Source organism: Salinicoccus cyprini (assembly GCF_007713705.1).
Taxonomy (GTDB): Bacteria; Bacillota; Bacilli; order Staphylococcales; family Salinicoccaceae; genus Salinicoccus; species Salinicoccus cyprini.
On sequence record NZ_VMSJ01000001.1, the window covers coordinates 953,782 to 971,594 of the forward strand.

Here is a 17,813-nt window from a genome sequence, read left to right on the forward strand (position 1 = left end):
ATAATTCTAGGAGGTCAGTGACCGATGGAACATGAATCAAGCCGATTTTCGGACATCATCAGGAGCAGCCGACGCAGTGTATTTTTCACTGGTGCAGGAGTGTCTGTCGCAAGTGGGATTCCCGACTTCAGAAGCATGGGAGGGTTGTTTGACGAGATCAGCAGGCAGGGCCATTCGCCCGAATATCTGCTGAGCCGGTCGCATCTTGTAAATGAACCCGAAAGCTTCGTCCGGTTCTACCGGAAACGGCTGATGTATCTCGATAAAGCACCGAACATCGTGCATGACTTCATTGCAGCTGAAGAAAAGAATGGCCGCTCACTCGGCGTCATCACCCAGAATATAGATGGTCTGCACACAGAAGCAGGCAGCCGCAATGTGGATGAGCTTCACGGAACGATCAACCACTTCCATTGCACCGTCTGCCACAGGCAGTTTGCCAAGCAGACGATCATCGAACAGGATATGACGCAATGCGATTGCGGGGGTGTGGTAAGACCGGACATCGTACTATATGAAGAAATGCTGGACGAATCGGTAATCCGCTCGGCCATGGACAAGCTTGAACGTGCCGACACACTTATCGTTATGGGCACATCACTTGTCGTAAATCCGGCGGCATTCCTCATCAACTATTTCAACGGCAATCATTTCGTCATCATCAATAAGGATGAAACACCATTCGATCGTGCAGCAGACCTCACCATCAATCAGGATATGACGGACGTCATTGCGCACATCTACAATAGCTAAGGAGAAATTATATGGAACCCATATCAGGAACAGTACAATTTTTGGAAGTCATCAAGAAGGAAGGATCGACATATCATCTGAAGACAGAAGATGCACAGTATATCAGAATGAACGCTTCTGCATCCGAAAACGAATTTGACATCGGCGATGAGGTCAGTGCATTCATCTACCCGAACAGAACCGGGGAACTCTTTGCAGCACCCATCGTACCGACAGCATCCGTAGGCCAGTACGGCTATGCCACTGTCACGGAAGTGAACAGGGACGGCGCATACGTCAATGTCGGCGCACCGAGAGATATTCTCATACCCTGGATCGATCTTCCGAAAGTCAAAGACGTCTGGCCGAAAGAGGGCGACGAGCTGTATCTCACTTTGAGGGCAGAGCATGATAACCAGCTCTACGGCAGGCTCATCAGTGAAAATGAGGCGGCAGAACGCTTCACACCGATCGATCAGGAGAAATTCAAAGAAATGAAGAATAAATGGCTCGAAGGCCGTCCGTACCGTCTGCTCAGAGTAGGCACATTCATGCTGACCGGTGACGGACACAAGGTTTTTGTACATGAGAGTGAGCGCGAAGCAGAGCCGCGACTTGGTGAGCTGAAGAAATTCAGAGTCATCGGCATCAATGAAAAAGGCGAAATCAATGGTTCCTTCATCCAGCAGGCATACAAAAAGATGGATGCCGACAGTGAAAAGCTGATGGACTACATTACGAAAAATGGCGGCAGCATGCCGCTGACCGATAAAAGCTCTCCTGAAGATATCAGAGAAGCATTCAATATGTCGAAAGCTTCGTTCAAACGTGCGCTCGGCCGCCTGATGAAAGAAGGCAAAGTCGAACAGACGAGCAAGGAGACAGTAGCGAAAAACCAATAGATATTGCTAATGACCCTCCAATTATTGCTGGAGGGTCATTTATATTGAGCAGGCATCATCAATTGGGGTATCCTTGGAATGAATATGAAAAGAATCAGGAAAAGAGGGTTTAGATGATCAGATTTGACAGTGACTACATAGAAGGCGCACATAAATCGATTCTGAAGCGTCTGTCGGAAACCAATAATGAACAGCTGCCGGGCTATGGTACGGATCATCACACGGACACTGCCAAGGCGTATATCCGCGAGCTTTGCGACAGTGACGTCGATGTCCACTTCATGGTCGGTGGCACACAGGCCAATATGACCATCATTGCATCCATGCTCAGACCTCATCAGGGGGTCATTGCGCCTGACAGTGGCCATATTTCAGGTCATGAAACAGGTGCCATCGAATCGACGGGGCATAAGGTTCTGGAAATTGCAAACGAGCATGGCAAAATAAATGCCGAACAGGTCAGACATTTTGTAGAGGGCCACTGGAACGACCCGACGCATGAACATATGCCGCAGCCGAAGATGGTCTATATTTCACAGCCGACCGAATCCGGGACTTTATACTCGAGGCAGGAACTCGAACAGCTCAGGGCAGCGTGTACTGAAAACAATCTGTATCTGATGGTTGATGGTGCCAGACTGGGATATGCACTTGCATCCCGGGATAATGATACAAGCATCCGCGATCTGGCCGGCCTATGTGATGTATTCTATATCGGCGGCACAAAAGTCGGCGCACTGTTCGGTGAAGCCATCGTCATCACCAATGATGATATCAAGCCGGATTTCCGCTATATCATGAAACAGAAAGGCGGTATGCTTGCCAAAGGCAGACTGCTCGGGATTCAATTCGAAGTACTTTTTGAAGATGGACTGTACTTTGAAATATCAAAGCACGCCATAGAGATGGCCCACCGTCTGACGGAAGCTTTCGAAAAGAAGCATATCGAAATGTACGCGCCCGCATCAACGAATCAGATCTTTCCCATACTGACCAGTGCACAGATTGACGCTCTGAAATCAAAGTATGCATTCCATATCTGGGAAGAAATTGATGGAACACGGAAAGCCATCCGGCTCTGTACGAGCTGGTCGACTACCATGGAAGATGTCGATGCACTGATTGCAGACATCAAAAAACTATAAAGAATTATCATGTAATGCAAAAAACCAGTCATCGGCGCTGCCAATGACTGGTTTTTTCTATCCTTCTATTTCTTCTGTCAGTTTCTCTAGTTGATCGACCAGCTCACCGATGTAGTCGATTGTATCACGCAGCGGCTGCTCCGTCGTGATGTCGACACCACCCATGCGCGCGAGTTCAACAGGATCTTCCGTACCGCCTGCATTCAGAACTTTGAGCCAGTCGTCGACTGCCGTCTGTCCTTCGTTCAGCACTCTTTTGCTCATCGCTGTCGCGATGGTGAGTCCTGCTGAGTACGTGTAAGGGTAGAGGCCCATGTAGTAGTGCGGCTGTCTCATCCATGTCAGCTCGGCACCTTCTGTAATCGACACGTCGTCTCCCCAGAACTGCTCGATCACTTCACGCTTCAGCTGGTTCAGTACAGGGGCGGAGACGCTCTCGTTCTGATCCACCTTCTTGTACACTTCACGCTGGTATGCCGCCTCAAGCAGATGCGTCACACAGTTGTGGTAGTACGTTCTGGAAATGATGGAGCTGATGACCCAGCGCTTGAACTTCGGATCGTCCGAATTCTCGAGCAGGTGGTTTGCCATGAGCATCTCGTTCATTGTACTTGGTGCCTCGACGAAGTACATGGAACTCCTTGCGTCGAATACGTTCTGGGAACGGTTGGCGTTGTAGAAGTGTCCGGCATGTCCGAGCTCATGTGCCAGTACGAACACTTCCGTCATGAGTGACGTCCATGAGATCAGAATGAACGGATGGGATCCATATGGACTCGAGCAGAATGCGCCAGTGGATTTCCCTTTATTTTTGACGAAGTCGATCCAGCGCTCATCGTAGGCACGGTTGACCATGTTGACGTAGTCGTCTCCCATGATGGCGAGTGCGTCATTGATGTACTTTCTGGATTCCTCGATGCTGATTTCGGGCTCCGATGATGGATCGAGTGAAATCTTAAGATCTTCATACTTCATTTCATCAAGGCCATGCACACGCTTCAGCAGTTTGGCATAGCGTCTCATATGCGGCGCAAGATCGCTCATGATCATATCAATCTGACGATTGTAGAGCGTCCGGTCCACATCCTGGCGATGGAGGAGGTAGCCGAATACGGAATCAAATCCACGGAGGTCTGATGTCGTCTTCTCCTGTTTGAGCTGGAGATCGTATGTTGCCGCTGTCGTATGCTGATATTGGGCAAGCTTATCGCTGAAGGCGCGGAATGCACTGCGTCTGACTTCCGTATTCTCATGACTTTCGAGCTCGCCTTCGAAAGCGAGGTAGGATAGGGGAATTTCCTGTCCATCCACCTTGAATGTGCCAAAATCGATATCAAGCAGTTTCGTTCTCTGATAGAGGCTGTATGGTCCTTCGAAGACAGTGGAGTAGGAGGCAAGCGCTTTTTCCACATTGGCATCGAGCTGATACGGCTTGTTTTTCAGCAGCTCATCCACAAAATTATCGAACTCGGACGCCTGACTCTTGATTTCTTCAAGGAAGGATTCATCCTTCTGCAGCAGCTCACTTGTCAGAAAGCTCGTTTCACTGCCGAAATATGTACTGATGTTGCTCGCAAGACCGCTCAGTTTCTGCGCAGAAGCATCTCCCTGGTCGGAAGCCATTCTCAGATTGGCGTATGTACCGATCGGGACGAGTGATTCCATAAGGCGCTTATAGTTTTCAAGTGCTTCCACAGCAGTCTTTGCATCTGACAGGCTGCCTGAAAATTTATCGCTGAACGCCTGTATTTCAGGACGCACATCCTGTACAGCTGTTTCAAACGCTTCGTCGGAAGCGAAAAGATCTGTCAGATCCCAAGTGTACTTTTCTTCAACTTCATTTCTGGACTTGAGTTGTTCCATTATCATTAACACTCCTTTAATTTCGGAAACCGAAGTAATGACACCATTATACATGAAAATTCAAAAAATTAAAATCATTACGGCAAGAAAATTGAAGGAAGTTTCAAAGGTCTCGAAACCGAGAATAAGATACATATAACCATTTTGGAGGTGAAAGGATGATACAGAGTCCGAGTTTCTACATTTTCAGCATACTTGCCGTCATTGTCATAAGCGCAATTGCAGGCCTTGCTCTAAGGAAATATATCATTGTACCGATCATCGTTTTCATAATCATGGCTCTGGCAGCATTCATCATACCGAACTTCATCGAAAGCGCAGACTGGCAGCCACTGATGGGCTATGCTGTATTCCTTGGAATACTGTCGCTCATCGTGAGCGTACTGACATGGCTGTATGTCAGAGGACGAAGAAGGAAGAAGGAGATCACGTCGGAACACGCGACGAAGTCGGAACTCAATGATCCGGACACAGCACATGACAGTAAAAGATAGCACATGACGGCAGCTGCCTGAGGGCAGCTGTTTTTTAATGGATATATATGAACCAGGATCACACATATGAATATGTATATTAAATATAGACAAGTTGATGGTGAACAGCAGAAATATTGCAATCAGCCGCATGACAGCTCAAATCATGGGACATATTGGATATCGCAGCATAAGGTGCGATGAGCGAAGAAGCAGCTTGAGGGTTGCAGGAACTTATGGCCAATAGAATAATAAACAGTAGTTTATAGACAAGTGGTAAAAAAGGGTGCTCCATTTCTATATACATATAACTTCCTATAATATATATTATGTAAACTTTATAATGATGAAAACAAGGCGTTGTAAAATTACCATATATTTGGACGTTAAAAAACCCGGCTTGGATCATGCTCCGCAACCAGGCTTTTCTGTTCATATGTTTTTGTATAGTATGTTTACGTCATGTTTTCATTCTTCTTTTGATTCATTTACAACTTTATATACTGTTGCTCTGGATACGCCAACCATGTCTGCAATCTGTTTTCCTGTGTATTTCTGTGTATCGTACAACGACTGTATCATTGCTTTCTTGTCGTCTGCTATTCCAGGTCTGCCGCCATTTCTGCCACGTGCACGCGCTGATTCAAGTCCTTTTTTCGTACGTTCACTGAGCAAGCTTGCTTCAAGTTCTGCGAATGCCGACATCATCGTAAAGAACATTTTACCCATCGGATCTTTCGTCGTGACGTTCATATTGATGATTTCAAGGTCTATCCCGCGCTTTTCCAGTGCTGTCGACAGCTCTATGAGCTGTTTTGTCGTGCGTCCCAGCCTATCCAGCTTGGTGATCACCATCGTATCCCCTTCCCGCATGTAGTCCATACATTTCTCAAGCTCTGTGCGTTCAGGCTTTCTGCCGCTTACTTTTTCCGAGAAAATTTTAATGCATCCTGCTTCTTCAAGCATATCCATCTGACTTTCGAGGTTCTGACCTTTGGTGCTTACTCTTGCATAGCCTATTTTACTCATTTTTACATCTTTCCCTTATAATGTATTTTAAACGGTGTACTAACAGTATAAGTTTACAGTGAATAAAAGACAAGTAAATAAACAATATTTATTAACATTTTTAATGTTTTTGTTCTTTTATTGTTAATGTAAATAAAACCCTCGTTAAATAGACAGTTAAAATCATGCTCTTTCTCATGATAACCTTTTACAATTTATGTTTAATATCTGATAATTAGTACATATATTATATAGATGATAATCTCATATTTGTTCTGGAGCTGATAAAATGACTTTCACTATTATTACCTGCATCCTATTTATGGCTTTTGTGGCCTGGTACTCCTATCGTAAAACGAGAAACACCATCGGCGACAGCGATGGCTACTTTCTCGCCGGACGTGGTCTTACAGGCGGCTTCATCGCCGGTTCCCTCGTTCTGACGAATCTATCTGCAGAACAGCTGGTCGGACTGAATGGCCAGGCCTACAGCGCAAACATGTCCAATATGGCTTGGGAAGTAACTGCCGGCATATCCGTCATCATTCTCGCGCTGATCCTGCTCCCGAGATACATAGGTGGTGCCTTCACCACCCTGCCGGGGTTCGTAAACAGCCGGTTCGATGAAGGGACCCGGATGATGGTCACCCTCCTGTTCATGATGGGGTATACATTCGTAACCATCCCTTCTGTACTCTACTCGGGTGCCATCGCTGTACTGCAGCTGTTCAATGTACCTGAACTGCTGGGTCTGTCACTGGAGCAGTCCATGTGGATCGTCATCTGGATTGTCGGCATCATCGGTGCCTGCTATGCTATTTTCGGAGGACTGAGAGCGGTTGCCATATCGGATACACTGAACGGGATCGGGCTGCTCATCATCGGGCTGATCGTTCCGATCATCGGTTTCTACACCCTCGGCAGTGGCAACATTCTAGAAGGCATGAAGACGATTGCTACCGAAAATCCTGAGAAGCTGAATTCGATCGGCTCACGCGATGACGCCGTGCCATTCGGCACCATCTTCACTGGTATGATTTTTGCCAATCTATTCTATTGGGGAACCAACCAGTATGTCATCCAGCGGACACTTGGTGCCAAAAGCCTTGCTGAAGGTCAGAAAGGCACGCTGTTCACGGGATTCCTGAAAATACTTGTCCCCTTCATGATGATGGTTCCTGGTATCATCGCCTTTCATCTCTACGGACCGGATCTTCAGAATATAGATCTGGCCTATCCGGCACTGATCAATCAGCTGCTGCCGCCTATATTGAGTGGATTCTTCCTGGCAGTGCTTCTGGGCGCGGTACTTTCAAGTTTCAACTCGCTGCTCAATAGTGCAGCGACCATGTTTGCCTATGACATCTACAAAGTGAAGTTCAAAAAGAATGCATCGGATAGGGAAATGATTGCAATCAGCAAATGGTTTGGTACACTCCTGGCGCTGGTTTCATTCTTCATCGCCCCACTACTGCTCCGTGCACCGGATGGTCTATGGAACATAATCAGGGAATTTACCGGATTCTTCAACATACCAGTCATTGCAATCATACTTGTCGGTATATTCTCGAAAAGAGTACCACCGATCGGTCCGAAGATTGCCATCATCGTCCACGTCTTCCTGTATTACATGCTGATATGGGGACTGCCGACATTCTTCGGCATCACCTTCGACATCAGCTTCATCCATATCCAGGGCATGCTGTTTGTGCTCGCTGTAGCAATCATGGTGATGGCGGGAATCGTCAAACCACTGGCGAGGCCGCATGACTTCACCTACAATCCCAAAGTGGACATGGTACCTTGGAAATTTGCGCTGCCCATGACTGTGCTGCTCATCGGCGCCATGGTATTCTGCTTCATTCTGTTTTCAAATGTCGGACTGGCCTATCCGGATGGCATCGTTTCAGGATGGTTCTGGCCGGTAGTCGGCATACTTGCTGCTGTCACAGCCATCTTCTACTTCATTTCATTTAAGAGATGGAATGACAAGTACGGCACACTGCTGCACAATACCTACAATGAAAAAAAGCTATAGCGATATGCTATAGCTTTTTTCATTTCTAGACTTTATTCAGTTTCTGGGCCAGCTTGTGTACCGGCCTGTTATATACCTTTTCAAATGTTCCTGGCAGTTCCTCGATCAGGGGATCATAGCCCTTTTTGAATTTATAGACACCATAATCCTTTGAGGCTTCTGTAAAGTCCCCTGTCAGACCGAAGAAATTGAATCGTCCGAGACCGAGTTTTTTCGCCTCTTTGATCATATGCCATGTTGTGAAGTTGGTCCCCATGAACATGGAGTGCTCCGGATAGCTTCCGCTGAAAAGGTAGACCATCTCATGATTGTTGTAGTAGTACATGCCGGCAGAAAGTTCGATTACACTGCCGTATTCAGCCTGCACACCACGGATTTTCTCCAGACGCTTCTCCTTATTGCCGACCAGGTCGTGAAGTTCGTTGAGCCGGCCCTTCATACGCTTCGTGCCTTCCCCCTTGTCGAACTTGCTCTGCATGTCCTTCTGATCGGAAACCAGCGCTTCAAGCTCCTCGCTGAGCTTCGCCAGGTATTCCTCGAGATCGATATAGCTCAGAGTCAGGTATGTCCGGTCCTTCAGTGTCCTGAGCAGATTTTTGATCTTCTGGCTGCTCACCGGATCAAAACCGATGCGCTCTTCCGTATCCTTGTATATTTCGATGAACTTGTCATATTCATCCTCTTCCAGATACCTGACACGTACACCCATCTGCTCACTCGCCCGTGTGTTATAACGGGTTTTCTGATCCATGCTTTTCATAAGCTCTGCTTCATCCCGGCTGATATCGAGCACTGCCTGGTATCTGAGCATTTCACTGGTCACAAGCTGCTTTGTAAACCCATTGTGGCTATAGCCGAGCCTGCTGTAGACTTCCATGATTCCATGGTTGTTGAGGACACTGTCGATCGCCTCCCCATCGCTATTGCGCATCTGATAGATGTGGTACGGAGAATGGATCATCTTTATTCCCCCATGCTTTTTTGCATATGCATCTATTTCACGAAGGAAGAACTGCAGTCTGTCATTTGTAAACGGCCTGATGAGCGGACCGGCATGTGAAGTGAATATTCTGTAGCGTTTCAGGACAGAACGGCCACTGAGCATGGAGACCCCGATCAGTGCATCGTCTTCATACAGTCCAAGCAGATGGGTTTCCTGGATGCCTGATATATAGTCATAGTACAGCGGGTCGTGCATATAATGGCAGTAGCTGTCGTAATCGGCCAAGAACGCTTTGAAAGTCTCGGCCTGGATTGGTGATGTTCTCATATTTGGGACAACCTTTCCTCTACTGGTCAATTGGATCTTGCAGCTTTTCTCTGTTCAAGTTTCCGTTTCACCTTATAGACATTGTACGGCATTTTGCTGATGACTTTTACGAAGTCACCGACAAGTTCCTCGATTTCGGCATTGAAGCCGCGCTTGAAGCGGTAGACACCATAATCCTCGCCGTTCTCCGAGAAATCTCCGCTTACACCGTAGAAATTGTACCGGCTGATGCCTTTGTCCATGCAGTACTTCATCATTTCAAAGTGCATCATATAAGGGCCGACAAACTGGGAGAACTGGGTGGAGCTTGCACCGGAATGGTAGACCATTTCATAAGGTGTTTCAAAATAGATGCCGGAAGCAAGGTTCAGTATATTGCCTTCGTTTTTGCGCAGTTCGCTCGCCTGCATCCGGTCCTCACTCATCTTGCTGATCTGCTTGTCGAGTTCACCAATCTTGTTGAGTGTCTTTTCGTTCTTGTTGTCTTTCTCCATCATCTGGTTTCTCTTCGTCTCGGAATCTTCAATCTGATCCGACAGGTTGCTGATGTACTTGTCCAGTTCTATATAGGCAAGCGGAATGAGTATCTTGTCGCCATAGGCCTTTTTAAGGTTGGAATAGTATTTCTCTGGATCCGGCGGCGTGAAGAAATCCTGCCGCTCGCTCGTATCCAGATACAGTTCAAGGAAGATGTTGATTTCATCGAGCTCAAGGAACCGGATTTCGACACCATATTTCTGGGCTTTCTTGATATTCCGCTTCCTCTGGGAATCGAAGGACTTCAACAAGGTGCTTTCATCATATCCCGAAAGATCCAGTACACTCATCCAGCGGGCCTGCGAAGTTCTGGAGTAGCCGCGTGTAAAGCCCTGGTGGACGTATCCTTCCTCTTCCATGATTGTGACCAGTGCATGCTGCTCCGGGTAGTCCGCCTTCTCGTTGACGTCCTTGTCATACTTTCTGTAGATCCAGTTCGGGTCGAGTTTGACATACAGGCCATTGTTCTTTTTCAAGTATTGTGTCAGTCCCTGCAAAAAGAATCGGACGTGCTCATGATTGTGGTAATCAAGAACCGGCCCACGGTTGGAATAGTAGAAATACTTGCCCATCACGGTCTTTTTCAGTGTGAAGAGACAGGCGGCGATGACCGTATTATCCTCATCCTTGACACCAAGGAGGCGCACCTTGTCCTTATCCATCTCACGGTTTCTTTTATTTTCCATCATCTGGAAGAAGGCGGATTCCTCCCCCTTTTCGATATAGTCCCTATACTCTCTTTCGGTCAGCTCAGCAAATTTCATCTGTCTGCTACCTCCCTATTCTATCCCTTAGTTTCGTCAGCGCCTGATAGGCTCTATATGCCGGAACATTAACCGGCCTGGTGAAATCACCGGCATATTCGAATACTTTCGCATTGAACCCACGTTTGAACTGGATGACACCGTAGTCCTCCGCTTCTTCGGTGAAATCTCCGCTGATGCCATAGAAGTTGTACAGATCGATGCCCTGTTCGAGTGCATAGTTGATCATATGCCACTGGATCAGATAGCTGCCTGCAAAATGCCTGAATTCATTGTCACTGCCACCGGCAAGGTATACGACCTCGTGCGGTGTGATGAAATAGTAGGCGCTCGCAATCGGCAGTTCCTCGCCATGCGTCTCCCGCAGTGCCTCTCCTTCGGCAAGCTTGTCTTCAATATTCTTCAGCTGATCGCCGAGATTGGCGATTTTTTTGGCGGCCTTCTGGTTCTCGGGGTCCTTTTCCAGATCCTTGTTTGCCTTCTCCATGTTTTGGAGCAGTGCATCACGGTCTTTCGCGATGGACGCTGTATATTCATCCAGATTGACATATACGAGCGGAATGATGACATTATCGCCAAAGTGCTGCTTCCTGCTGATGTAATAGGCGTCATCCCGGTCGACGAACGCCTTCTTCTCCGAAGTATCCCGCATGAACTTCCTGAATATGTCGATTTCATCAAGCTCCAGATAGCGTACGTGAAGACCGTGCTTCTGTGCTTTCTTTATATTCCGCTTCCTCAGGCTGTCCATATCATCCAGTATCGTTTTCGGGTCCTTGCCTTTCAGATCGAGTACCGAATGCCAGCGGATCTGTATGACCGGATCAAATCCTGTAGTAAAGCCATCGTGCCGGAAGCCCTGATCTTTGAAGTAGTCGAAGATATAGCGGTTGCCTCTGTCCTTTATCACTTCACCATCATGATTTCTCTCCTTGATGACTTCATAGGGATCGATTCTGACATGCATGACTTTCTTCGGTTTCAGAAACTGGTGCAGGCCATGGAAAAATACATCAAACACCTGCTTGTCCGAATAATCCATCACCGGCCCACGATTGCCGTAGGCATACTTGAACACTTTCATCATCGGAGTCAGTGTCACGAGACATGCCGCCCTGACCGATCCGTCATCCTTCACACCGACGAGATACGTCTCGACACCTTGGGCCACCTTCAGCAGGTAGTTCTCTTTCGTCTGGGTGAAATGACTGAAGTGGTCTCTGGTGAACTGATCGAATTCCTCTATGGTCAACTCTGTAAATTGCATAATGGCACTCCTGTCAACTAATTTTCATACTTTGATTATATTATCAGATTTACCGAACCATCTCCATGATTTTCAAAAGATATACGGCAAATTCGTTTTTATAAACGAATTTTATAAAATTCGCCTATATACACGAATTGTTATATAATATAGACATAGTCCTATGTATTATACCATTCAGGAGGTGGTCTGCCATCGTTTCCATACTGATTATGGATGTATCCGGAAGTTCCAAGGCAACTGAAGATATTTTTGAAAATCTGAAATGGCTAGAAAAGGAGATCGGCACATGGCTTGCCGGGGACGCTTTTTCACATGTCGACTACCGCATGGGAGATGAGCTCTTCATCCTGTCGTCCCGTGAAAACTATACCCAATTCATCGCCATCTATGCGAAGCTGCTGTGGGAGTCGGGCGACTTCCCCCTCAAGTGCAGCTTCCATTCTGCCGACATGAAAATACCAGAGGGCGATCCGGAGCAATGGAGCCATGAAGCAATCAAAGATACACGGAATGCTCTCGATCAGGTGAAGAAGTCATATATCCAGGACTTCGCCTCTCCCGGGATGAGCCAGGAAGTCGATATCGGCCTCATGTATGCGACGGATATACTGAACCATATGACGGACATCCAGCGCCAGGTCGCCTGTCTGAAACTCGGCGGCATGCTGCAGAAGGATATTTCGGCACAGCTCGGCAAATATGAATCCACCATTTCGGCACACTACAGCAAGTCGCGCGGCCGACAGCTCGCATCCATCCTCTCATTCCTGTCCGAATACTATCACGTGGATGATGGACCGATCCGGGAAGCATTCAGAAACTCTTTTGAAAGGCGGATGACATCATGAAGATGCTGCTGATCATCCTCTCCATCCTGCTTTACGCATCAAGCGGCTATATACTGAGAGCACTGCTCGGCTTTCTTTCAGGCATGCGGCATACGCGTACCGACTTCATCGGATTGACCATCGGGTACAGCGAACGCTTTCTGATCATCATATTCGTGCTGTTCGAACAGTATACGGCAATGGGGCTGATCATTGCAGCGAAATCCATATTGAGGTTCCCGAGCGCCAGTGATGATGAAGGTCATAAGGAGAGCGAGTATGTCCTTGTCGGTACCATGCTCTCCCTCGTCATCGGCATCCTGAACGGACTCCTCTTCATGTATGCACTTGCCCTATAGGACAGCCTCGGCTGTCCTATCTTTTATGTCCGGCGATCAGCCCTTCCCGCAGTTTGAGTGTCGACGGTTCCGTACAGCTGAGCGCACGCATGACAGAGAGCTGGCCATACTTCACTTTGAGGCGGTCCACAGTCTTCATCAGCCGGTCCCTGCGTTCTGCAGCCTCCACATCCTCAAAAAGTGAAATCTGCCGGACGTGATCAGGGATGAAATTCGTCAGTGAAATGCTGAGCGTCCGGTACATGGCATATGGATCCGCTATTCCACTGAGCAATTCCCATACCCGCTTCATGATGGCATTGCTGTCGTTCGTACCCTCACGGATGGTGAACTGCTTGCGGTAGATCTTCCCTTCCGCCGTCCCTACGGCAAACTGTACAGTCCTTGCCATTCTGCCTGATATTCTGAGCCGGTGGGTGACTTCATCCACATGCTCGAGCAGGACGACATAGGTCTCGTCGAATCGATAGTCCCGCATCAGTATCTGGCTCTTTACAATCGACGGGGAATGCACCACATGCTTCTCCCGGATGGTGCTGAAGTCGATGCCATTGGCATGAAGATGCCAGTCGACACCGATGATGCCGAAGTCCCGCTTCAGATGCACCGGAGAATACTTTGCCAGATCCCCGATCGAGAATATGCCCCGTTCATTCAGTTTGATCTCACTTCTCCTGTTTATGCCCCAGAAATTCCTCAGCGGTTTGATTTTCCACAGCTTCTCAGGGACATCTTCATACCGCCATTCCGCAATGCCACCCACCGTCTTCTTCGCCTCGATGTCGAGGGACAGCTTGCTGAGCAGAATATTTTCACCGATGCCGATGGCACAGTCGATCCGGGTCTCCCGGTAGACTTCAGCCCGGATTCTTTCAGCAAGTGCATACGGCGTCTCTTCATAGATATGATAACTTTCGGTCACATCCATGAAGAACTCATCCACCGAATACTGGTGGAAATCCTCGGGCGCCACATATTTCAGCGCAATCTCGGTAATTCTCGCAGAATAGTCGAGGTATGTCTTCATGGACGGGTTGATGATGTAGATGTCGTTTCGACTTGGTATTTCAAACAGTCTGGACCCCGTTCTGATGCCGATCTTCTTAAGTTCGGGCGTCGCCGCAAGGACTACAGAGCCGAGGTTTTTCGTATCTGCGACAACTGCCAGCTTGGTCGTCATGGGATCGAGCCCCTTCAATATGCAGGAGACACTGGCAAAAAAGCTTTTCTGGTCGACACAGAAGACATGCCGGTGTGGACAGATATGATAATTATACATGGAATCCCTCCATACGGAACATATGTTCGTAATCCCGTATAATCATCATATCACAAAAATACAACCCCGAAACATAAATGATGATTAATCGCAGATAATCAGGGAAAGACGGGGTATGGTATATTATACAATTTCAAAAGGAGGAAACCATATTGAAAGATATTTTCAATCTGCTCAAGCAGGGCAGCAAATCATCGCTCATTGCATCCATTGTCAACTTCATCATTGCAGGCCTTAAAGGAGTCGCATTCATCTTTACTGCCAATGTTGCAATGTTTGCAGAAATGATGCACTCCCTCGGGGATGCCATCAACCAGCTTTTTGTATACATCGGTTCAAGCCTGTCGAAGAAAGCACCGACAGAAAGATTCCCATTCGGCTTCGGGCGACTTGTAAATCTTGTCTGTCTGTTCGCCATCATTGTCGTTGCGATATTATCATATGAAACCATACGCGAAGGCATACATCATATTGTAGAGCCGCTTCCGACCGAAACGGATACCACGATGCTGCTGATCAATATCGGTGTCCTTGCAATTGCCGCAATTCTTGAAAGTTTTGTACTGTACAAGGCAGGCAAGGAGGTTCTCGAGCAGGCGGGACAGCCATATGGAGGACTGAAGCCGCTGACTTCAAGCTTCGTGCACCTGAGCCGGGCCAAGCCGGCGACAAAGCTCGTATTCATGGAGGACACCGTCGCAACAGCCGGCGCCCTCCTCGCAATCATTGCCATACTGATCGCCCGTTTCACAGGGTTTGCACCGAGTGAAGGGATTGCATCCGTCATCATCGGTCTGATGATGTTCTATATCGTATACAGGGTATTCATGGAAAATGCAGCCGGTGTACTCGGTGAACACGACCCGCACATGGAGGAGCGCATTTCACAGATTGTGCTCCGCCACGACGCGATAGAGGATATCAGAAAACTGTTTGTTCTGAAGGAAGGGGACAACCTCCACGTCGAAGTGGTCGCAGAAATCGATCCGGACCTCACTTCAAGGGAAGTAAATGACATCCGCAACGAAATAGAAAAAATCATCATGGAACAGAAGCACGTCACGGATGTGAACATGGAATTCGAATTGAATGACGGCAAAAGGACATGGCCGGAAACGCAGAATGAAATGGATCAGAAACCAGGACAGGATGCATAATAAAAAGGATGGCGATTACGCCATCCTTTTTTTATTCGCCAGCCGGGTCTTCTGCACTCGGTTCAAGCGCCTCTGCGTCCTCTACATTTCCTTCGAGGAAATCATGGAGATACTGGCTGTTGGTCTCGAAGTCAAGATCGATGACATTTCCAGCGTGCGGAATATCAACGAACTGGTAGGTATTCTCCACCGGCAGCGTGAGGGTCTCGATGTTCTTGTCACTTCTTACGAGGAATGACGCCATCATCCTGTACATCTCCCCATTGCTCATGCTGGTATTGACGTGTCCCATGGCCGTTCCTGCAATTTTGGGCAGTTTGAAAATGTTGCCAACACTGAGAGCCTCATCCTTCAGTGCATTGATCACCTGCTGCTGGCGTCTGACACGGCCGAAGTCGCCTTCTGCGTCATGACGGAAGCGGGCATAGGCCAGAAGGTCCTGACCACCAAGCTGCTGCTCTCCCTGCTTCAGCTCCGTATCGATCTTTGCAGACATGTCCTTCTCGACATCTATGGTGATACCATTTCTATTGATGACATCAACGACCGATTCGAATGCCTGGTAGTCCACCACTGCATACTCCTCCACTTCAATGCCGAAGTTCTGCTCAATGGTCTGCCTGAGCAGCTCCACCCCGCCAAGCGAATAGACCGAATTGATCTTATAGCTCTGGTAGCCGGGGATATCCACATAAATATCGCGCATGAGAGATACCAGTTTCATCTCCTTGTTCATGAAGTCGTACTGGGCAAGCATGATGACGTCCGTCCGCTGGGTGCCATCCACCTCACGGTCTGCACCAAGCAGCAGAATATTCTTCTTGCCATCATTATTGTCATCCCCGTTGAATTCGAACGTCTCCTGCTCCACACCATTCTCCTCGGCAATCTTCAATCCCGACTGGTATGATAAGAACACGTAGAGGACCAGAGCGATGAGCACCGCCAGCAGTATGAGCGGAATGAGCGTCCGCTTCCTCATACGCTTCTTCTTTTTTATATTATTATGCTCCGGTCTTCCGGAACGTCTGTATTCATTTTCCATAATCATGCTCCTGTCATCTATATACCCAATCATTCTAACTGTTTTCCGCCGAATAATAAAGAAATTATATTGTCTTCATCCGGACAAGCATATAAAAAATTGTTATGGACAGGCTCCATATAGTAGAATATCCATAAGAAAAGAGGGATTGATATGATCAGAAAACTACTACCGCTCGCGATGGCACTGCTGCTGCTTGCACCGGGCCGGGCCGAAGCCGCTACAGAGTGGAATGAAGCGGTCACCGTATATGGTGCGGCGCTCGAAAATGATCCACAGCTCCAGGAATCCACACGTGAAATACTGGGCGCTGCAGAAAGTGATAAGGTCGCCTATGTCTACAGCGAAGACGTGCAGGAATATATCGGCATGAACTACAGCGATGATGTACTGAAGTCGAGCATACGCATCATCCAGCAGGACCAGGGATATGGACTCGATATCACCGTGGATGAAAGCATGGGGCAGATCACCCAGATCACTGATGAGACATACAAGAACGCACTGCTCACTTCAGGCATTACGGACGCACAGGTCGTGATTGGTGCTGCGCAGGACGTCACCGGCGAGAGTGCCCTTGCAGGCATCTACAAGGCCTATGAGGCCCAGGGCGAAGCCATAGATACCGAGCGTACACAGAATGCCCAGGAGGAGCTCGGCACCATCACGGAGATTACAGAAGAGAACAGCAGTGTTGCAGGATTCTCCCAGGAACAGCTCAACAAGATGATCACCGACATCAAAATCGAGGTCATCAATCAGGGCGGGAACCTGGCGGAATCGGAGATACGGAATATCGTCGATGAACAGATGGCGGCCAATGGTCTGGACGGCATTCTGACACAGGCGCAGATCGACAGGATCGTCGCTCTCATCGAACAGATACAGAATTCCGGACTCTTCCAGAGCGAAGAAGCGCAGGCACTGAAAGATAGCGCCCAGAATCTGATCGATCAGATCACTTCGAGCGATTCATTCAAAAATGCAGTCGACCAGGCGGAATCGCTGGGACAGGAAATCCAGGAATCGAGCGCCTGGGAATCATTCAGGACAGCCGTATCGAACTTCTTCGACCGCGTCGTCTCATTCTTCAGATCACTATTCAACTAGAAAAAGGGCAGACCTCATGGTCTGCCCTTTCATT

The 17,813-nt window shown here is 48.0% G+C and carries 16 protein-coding genes; 9 read left to right on the forward strand and 7 right to left on the reverse strand.

Translation table 11 applies throughout. The features are described from left to right. The first annotated feature begins 24 nt into the window (after positions 1 to 24). The 3 genes from FO441_RS04790 (at position 25) to FO441_RS04800 (ending at position 2,779) form a co-directional block, all read left to right on the forward strand. The gene (locus tag FO441_RS04790) at positions 25 to 753 is read left to right on the forward strand and encodes an NAD-dependent protein deacylase (protein WP_145286539.1); all 729 of its coding nucleotides are present in this window, start codon (positions 25 to 27) and stop codon (positions 751 to 753) included. A gap of 11 nt (positions 754 to 764) precedes the next feature. Continuing rightward, entirely contained in the window at positions 765 to 1,634 is an 870-nt protein-coding gene (locus FO441_RS04795) for a CvfB family protein (protein ID WP_145286542.1), read from the forward strand. 113 nt (positions 1,635 to 1,747) lie between these two features. After that, positions 1,748 to 2,779 carry a threonine aldolase family protein gene (locus FO441_RS04800; RefSeq protein ID WP_145286545.1) on the forward strand — a complete coding sequence of 344 codons (1,032 nt, stop codon included), beginning with the start codon at positions 1,748 to 1,750 and terminating at the stop codon, positions 2,777 to 2,779. A gap of 57 nt (positions 2,780 to 2,836) precedes the next feature. Here FO441_RS04800 and pepF read toward each other — a convergent pair whose 3' ends face one another. Next, positions 2,837 to 4,642, reverse strand: a complete 1,806-nt coding sequence (gene pepF, locus FO441_RS04805) for an oligoendopeptidase F (protein WP_145286547.1) — start codon at positions 4,640 to 4,642, stop codon at positions 2,837 to 2,839. Positions 4,643 to 4,800: 158 nt separating this feature from the next. On the opposite strand from pepF, the gene FO441_RS04810 reads away from it, so the two are divergent. Next, positions 4,801 to 5,136 carry a hypothetical protein gene (locus FO441_RS04810; protein ID WP_186365463.1) on the forward strand — a complete coding sequence of 112 codons (336 nt, stop codon included), beginning with the start codon at positions 4,801 to 4,803 and terminating at the stop codon, positions 5,134 to 5,136. A 447-nt stretch (positions 5,137 to 5,583) separates the two neighbouring features. On the opposite strand, the gene FO441_RS04815 is transcribed toward FO441_RS04810, so the two are convergent. Then, entirely contained in the window at positions 5,584 to 6,144 is a 561-nt protein-coding gene (locus FO441_RS04815) for a recombinase family protein (protein WP_145286550.1), read from the reverse strand. Between the two features lie 268 nt (positions 6,145 to 6,412). Here FO441_RS04815 and FO441_RS04820 point away from each other — a divergent pair, with 268 nt between their 5' ends. Next, positions 6,413 to 8,161 (forward strand): solute:sodium symporter family transporter, encoded by a 1,749-nt coding sequence (locus tag FO441_RS04820; protein WP_145286553.1) that lies wholly within the window; start codon positions 6,413 to 6,415, stop codon positions 8,159 to 8,161. A gap of 25 nt (positions 8,162 to 8,186) precedes the next feature. On the opposite strand, the gene FO441_RS04825 is transcribed toward FO441_RS04820, so the two are convergent. The 3 genes from FO441_RS04825 to FO441_RS04835 are packed head-to-tail and all read right to left on the reverse strand — an operon-like array spanning position 8,187 to position 11,999. Further along, entirely contained in the window at positions 8,187 to 9,431 is a 1,245-nt protein-coding gene (locus FO441_RS04825; protein ID WP_145286556.1) for a peptidoglycan bridge formation glycyltransferase FemA/FemB family protein, read from the reverse strand. Positions 9,432 to 9,457: 26 nt separating this feature from the next. Beyond that, positions 9,458 to 10,732, reverse strand: a complete 1,275-nt coding sequence (locus FO441_RS04830; RefSeq protein ID WP_145286559.1) for an aminoacyltransferase — start codon at positions 10,730 to 10,732, stop codon at positions 9,458 to 9,460. A 7-nt stretch (positions 10,733 to 10,739) separates the two neighbouring features. Then, positions 10,740 to 11,999 carry an aminoacyltransferase gene (locus FO441_RS04835; RefSeq protein WP_145286562.1) on the reverse strand — a complete coding sequence of 420 codons (1,260 nt, stop codon included), beginning with the start codon at positions 11,997 to 11,999 and terminating at the stop codon, positions 10,740 to 10,742. A 212-nt stretch (positions 12,000 to 12,211) separates the two neighbouring features. On the opposite strand from FO441_RS04835, the gene FO441_RS04840 reads away from it, so the two are divergent. Together FO441_RS04840 and FO441_RS04845 are read left to right on the forward strand one after the other, a co-directional pair. Beyond that, positions 12,212 to 12,850, forward strand: a complete 639-nt coding sequence (locus FO441_RS04840; protein WP_237604815.1) for a sigma-70 family RNA polymerase sigma factor — start codon at positions 12,212 to 12,214, stop codon at positions 12,848 to 12,850. Then, on the forward strand, positions 12,847 to 13,188 hold the full coding sequence (locus FO441_RS04845; RefSeq protein ID WP_145286565.1) for a hypothetical protein: 342 nt from the start codon (positions 12,847 to 12,849) through the stop codon (positions 13,186 to 13,188). The genes FO441_RS04840 and FO441_RS04845 overlap by 4 nt, the downstream gene beginning before the upstream one ends. A gap of 16 nt (positions 13,189 to 13,204) precedes the next feature. Here the strand turns inward: FO441_RS04845 and FO441_RS04850 are convergent, their stop codons facing one another. Further along, positions 13,205 to 14,467 carry a Y-family DNA polymerase gene (locus FO441_RS04850; protein ID WP_145286568.1) on the reverse strand — a complete coding sequence of 421 codons (1,263 nt, stop codon included), beginning with the start codon at positions 14,465 to 14,467 and terminating at the stop codon, positions 13,205 to 13,207. Positions 14,468 to 14,619: 152 nt separating this feature from the next. Between FO441_RS04850 and FO441_RS04855 the strand changes: the two genes are divergently transcribed. Further along, the gene (locus FO441_RS04855) at positions 14,620 to 15,624 is read left to right on the forward strand and encodes a cation diffusion facilitator family transporter (RefSeq protein ID WP_145286571.1); all 1,005 of its coding nucleotides are present in this window, start codon (positions 14,620 to 14,622) and stop codon (positions 15,622 to 15,624) included. 31 nt (positions 15,625 to 15,655) lie between these two features. Here the strand turns inward: FO441_RS04855 and FO441_RS04860 are convergent, their stop codons facing one another. Beyond that, entirely contained in the window at positions 15,656 to 16,669 is a 1,014-nt protein-coding gene (locus tag FO441_RS04860; RefSeq protein WP_145286573.1) for an LCP family protein, read from the reverse strand. A gap of 153 nt (positions 16,670 to 16,822) precedes the next feature. Here FO441_RS04860 and FO441_RS04865 point away from each other — a divergent pair, with 153 nt between their 5' ends. Further along, complete coding sequence (locus FO441_RS04865; RefSeq protein ID WP_145286576.1) at positions 16,823 to 17,779, forward strand: DUF1002 domain-containing protein; 957 nt, start codon at positions 16,823 to 16,825, stop codon at positions 17,777 to 17,779. The last annotated feature ends 34 nt before the right edge of the window (positions 17,780 to 17,813 follow it).

Coding starts and splice junctions, on each gene's coding strand:
- FO441_RS04860 (WP_145286573.1), bottom strand. CDS start 16,669: ATGGAAAATGAATACAGACGTTCCGGAAGACCGGAGCATAATAATATA.
- FO441_RS04820 (WP_145286553.1), top strand. CDS start 6,413: ATGACTTTCACTATTATTACCTGCATCCTATTTATGGCTTTTGTGGCC.
- pepF (WP_145286547.1), bottom strand. CDS start 4,642: ATGGAACAACTCAAGTCCAGAAATGAAGTTGAAGAAAAGTACACTTGG.
- FO441_RS04800 (WP_145286545.1), top strand. CDS start 1,748: ATGATCAGATTTGACAGTGACTACATAGAAGGCGCACATAAATCGATT.
- FO441_RS04830 (WP_145286559.1), bottom strand. CDS start 10,732: ATGAAATTTGCTGAGCTGACCGAAAGAGAGTATAGGGACTATATCGAA.
- FO441_RS04795 (WP_145286542.1), top strand. CDS start 765: ATGGAACCCATATCAGGAACAGTACAATTTTTGGAAGTCATCAAGAAG.
- FO441_RS04815 (WP_145286550.1), bottom strand. CDS start 6,144: ATGAGTAAAATAGGCTATGCAAGAGTAAGCACCAAAGGTCAGAACCTC.
- FO441_RS04810 (WP_186365463.1), top strand. CDS start 4,801: ATGATACAGAGTCCGAGTTTCTACATTTTCAGCATACTTGCCGTCATT.
- FO441_RS04845 (WP_145286565.1), top strand. CDS start 12,847: ATGAAGATGCTGCTGATCATCCTCTCCATCCTGCTTTACGCATCAAGC.
- FO441_RS04865 (WP_145286576.1), top strand. CDS start 16,823: ATGATCAGAAAACTACTACCGCTCGCGATGGCACTGCTGCTGCTTGCA.
- FO441_RS04850 (WP_145286568.1), bottom strand. CDS start 14,467: ATGTATAATTATCATATCTGTCCACACCGGCATGTCTTCTGTGTCGAC.
- FO441_RS04840 (WP_237604815.1), top strand. CDS start 12,212: ATGGATGTATCCGGAAGTTCCAAGGCAACTGAAGATATTTTTGAAAAT.
- FO441_RS04825 (WP_145286556.1), bottom strand. CDS start 9,431: ATGAGAACATCACCAATCCAGGCCGAGACTTTCAAAGCGTTCTTGGCC.
- FO441_RS04835 (WP_145286562.1), bottom strand. CDS start 11,999: ATGCAATTTACAGAGTTGACCATAGAGGAATTCGATCAGTTCACCAGA.
- FO441_RS04790 (WP_145286539.1), top strand. CDS start 25: ATGGAACATGAATCAAGCCGATTTTCGGACATCATCAGGAGCAGCCGA.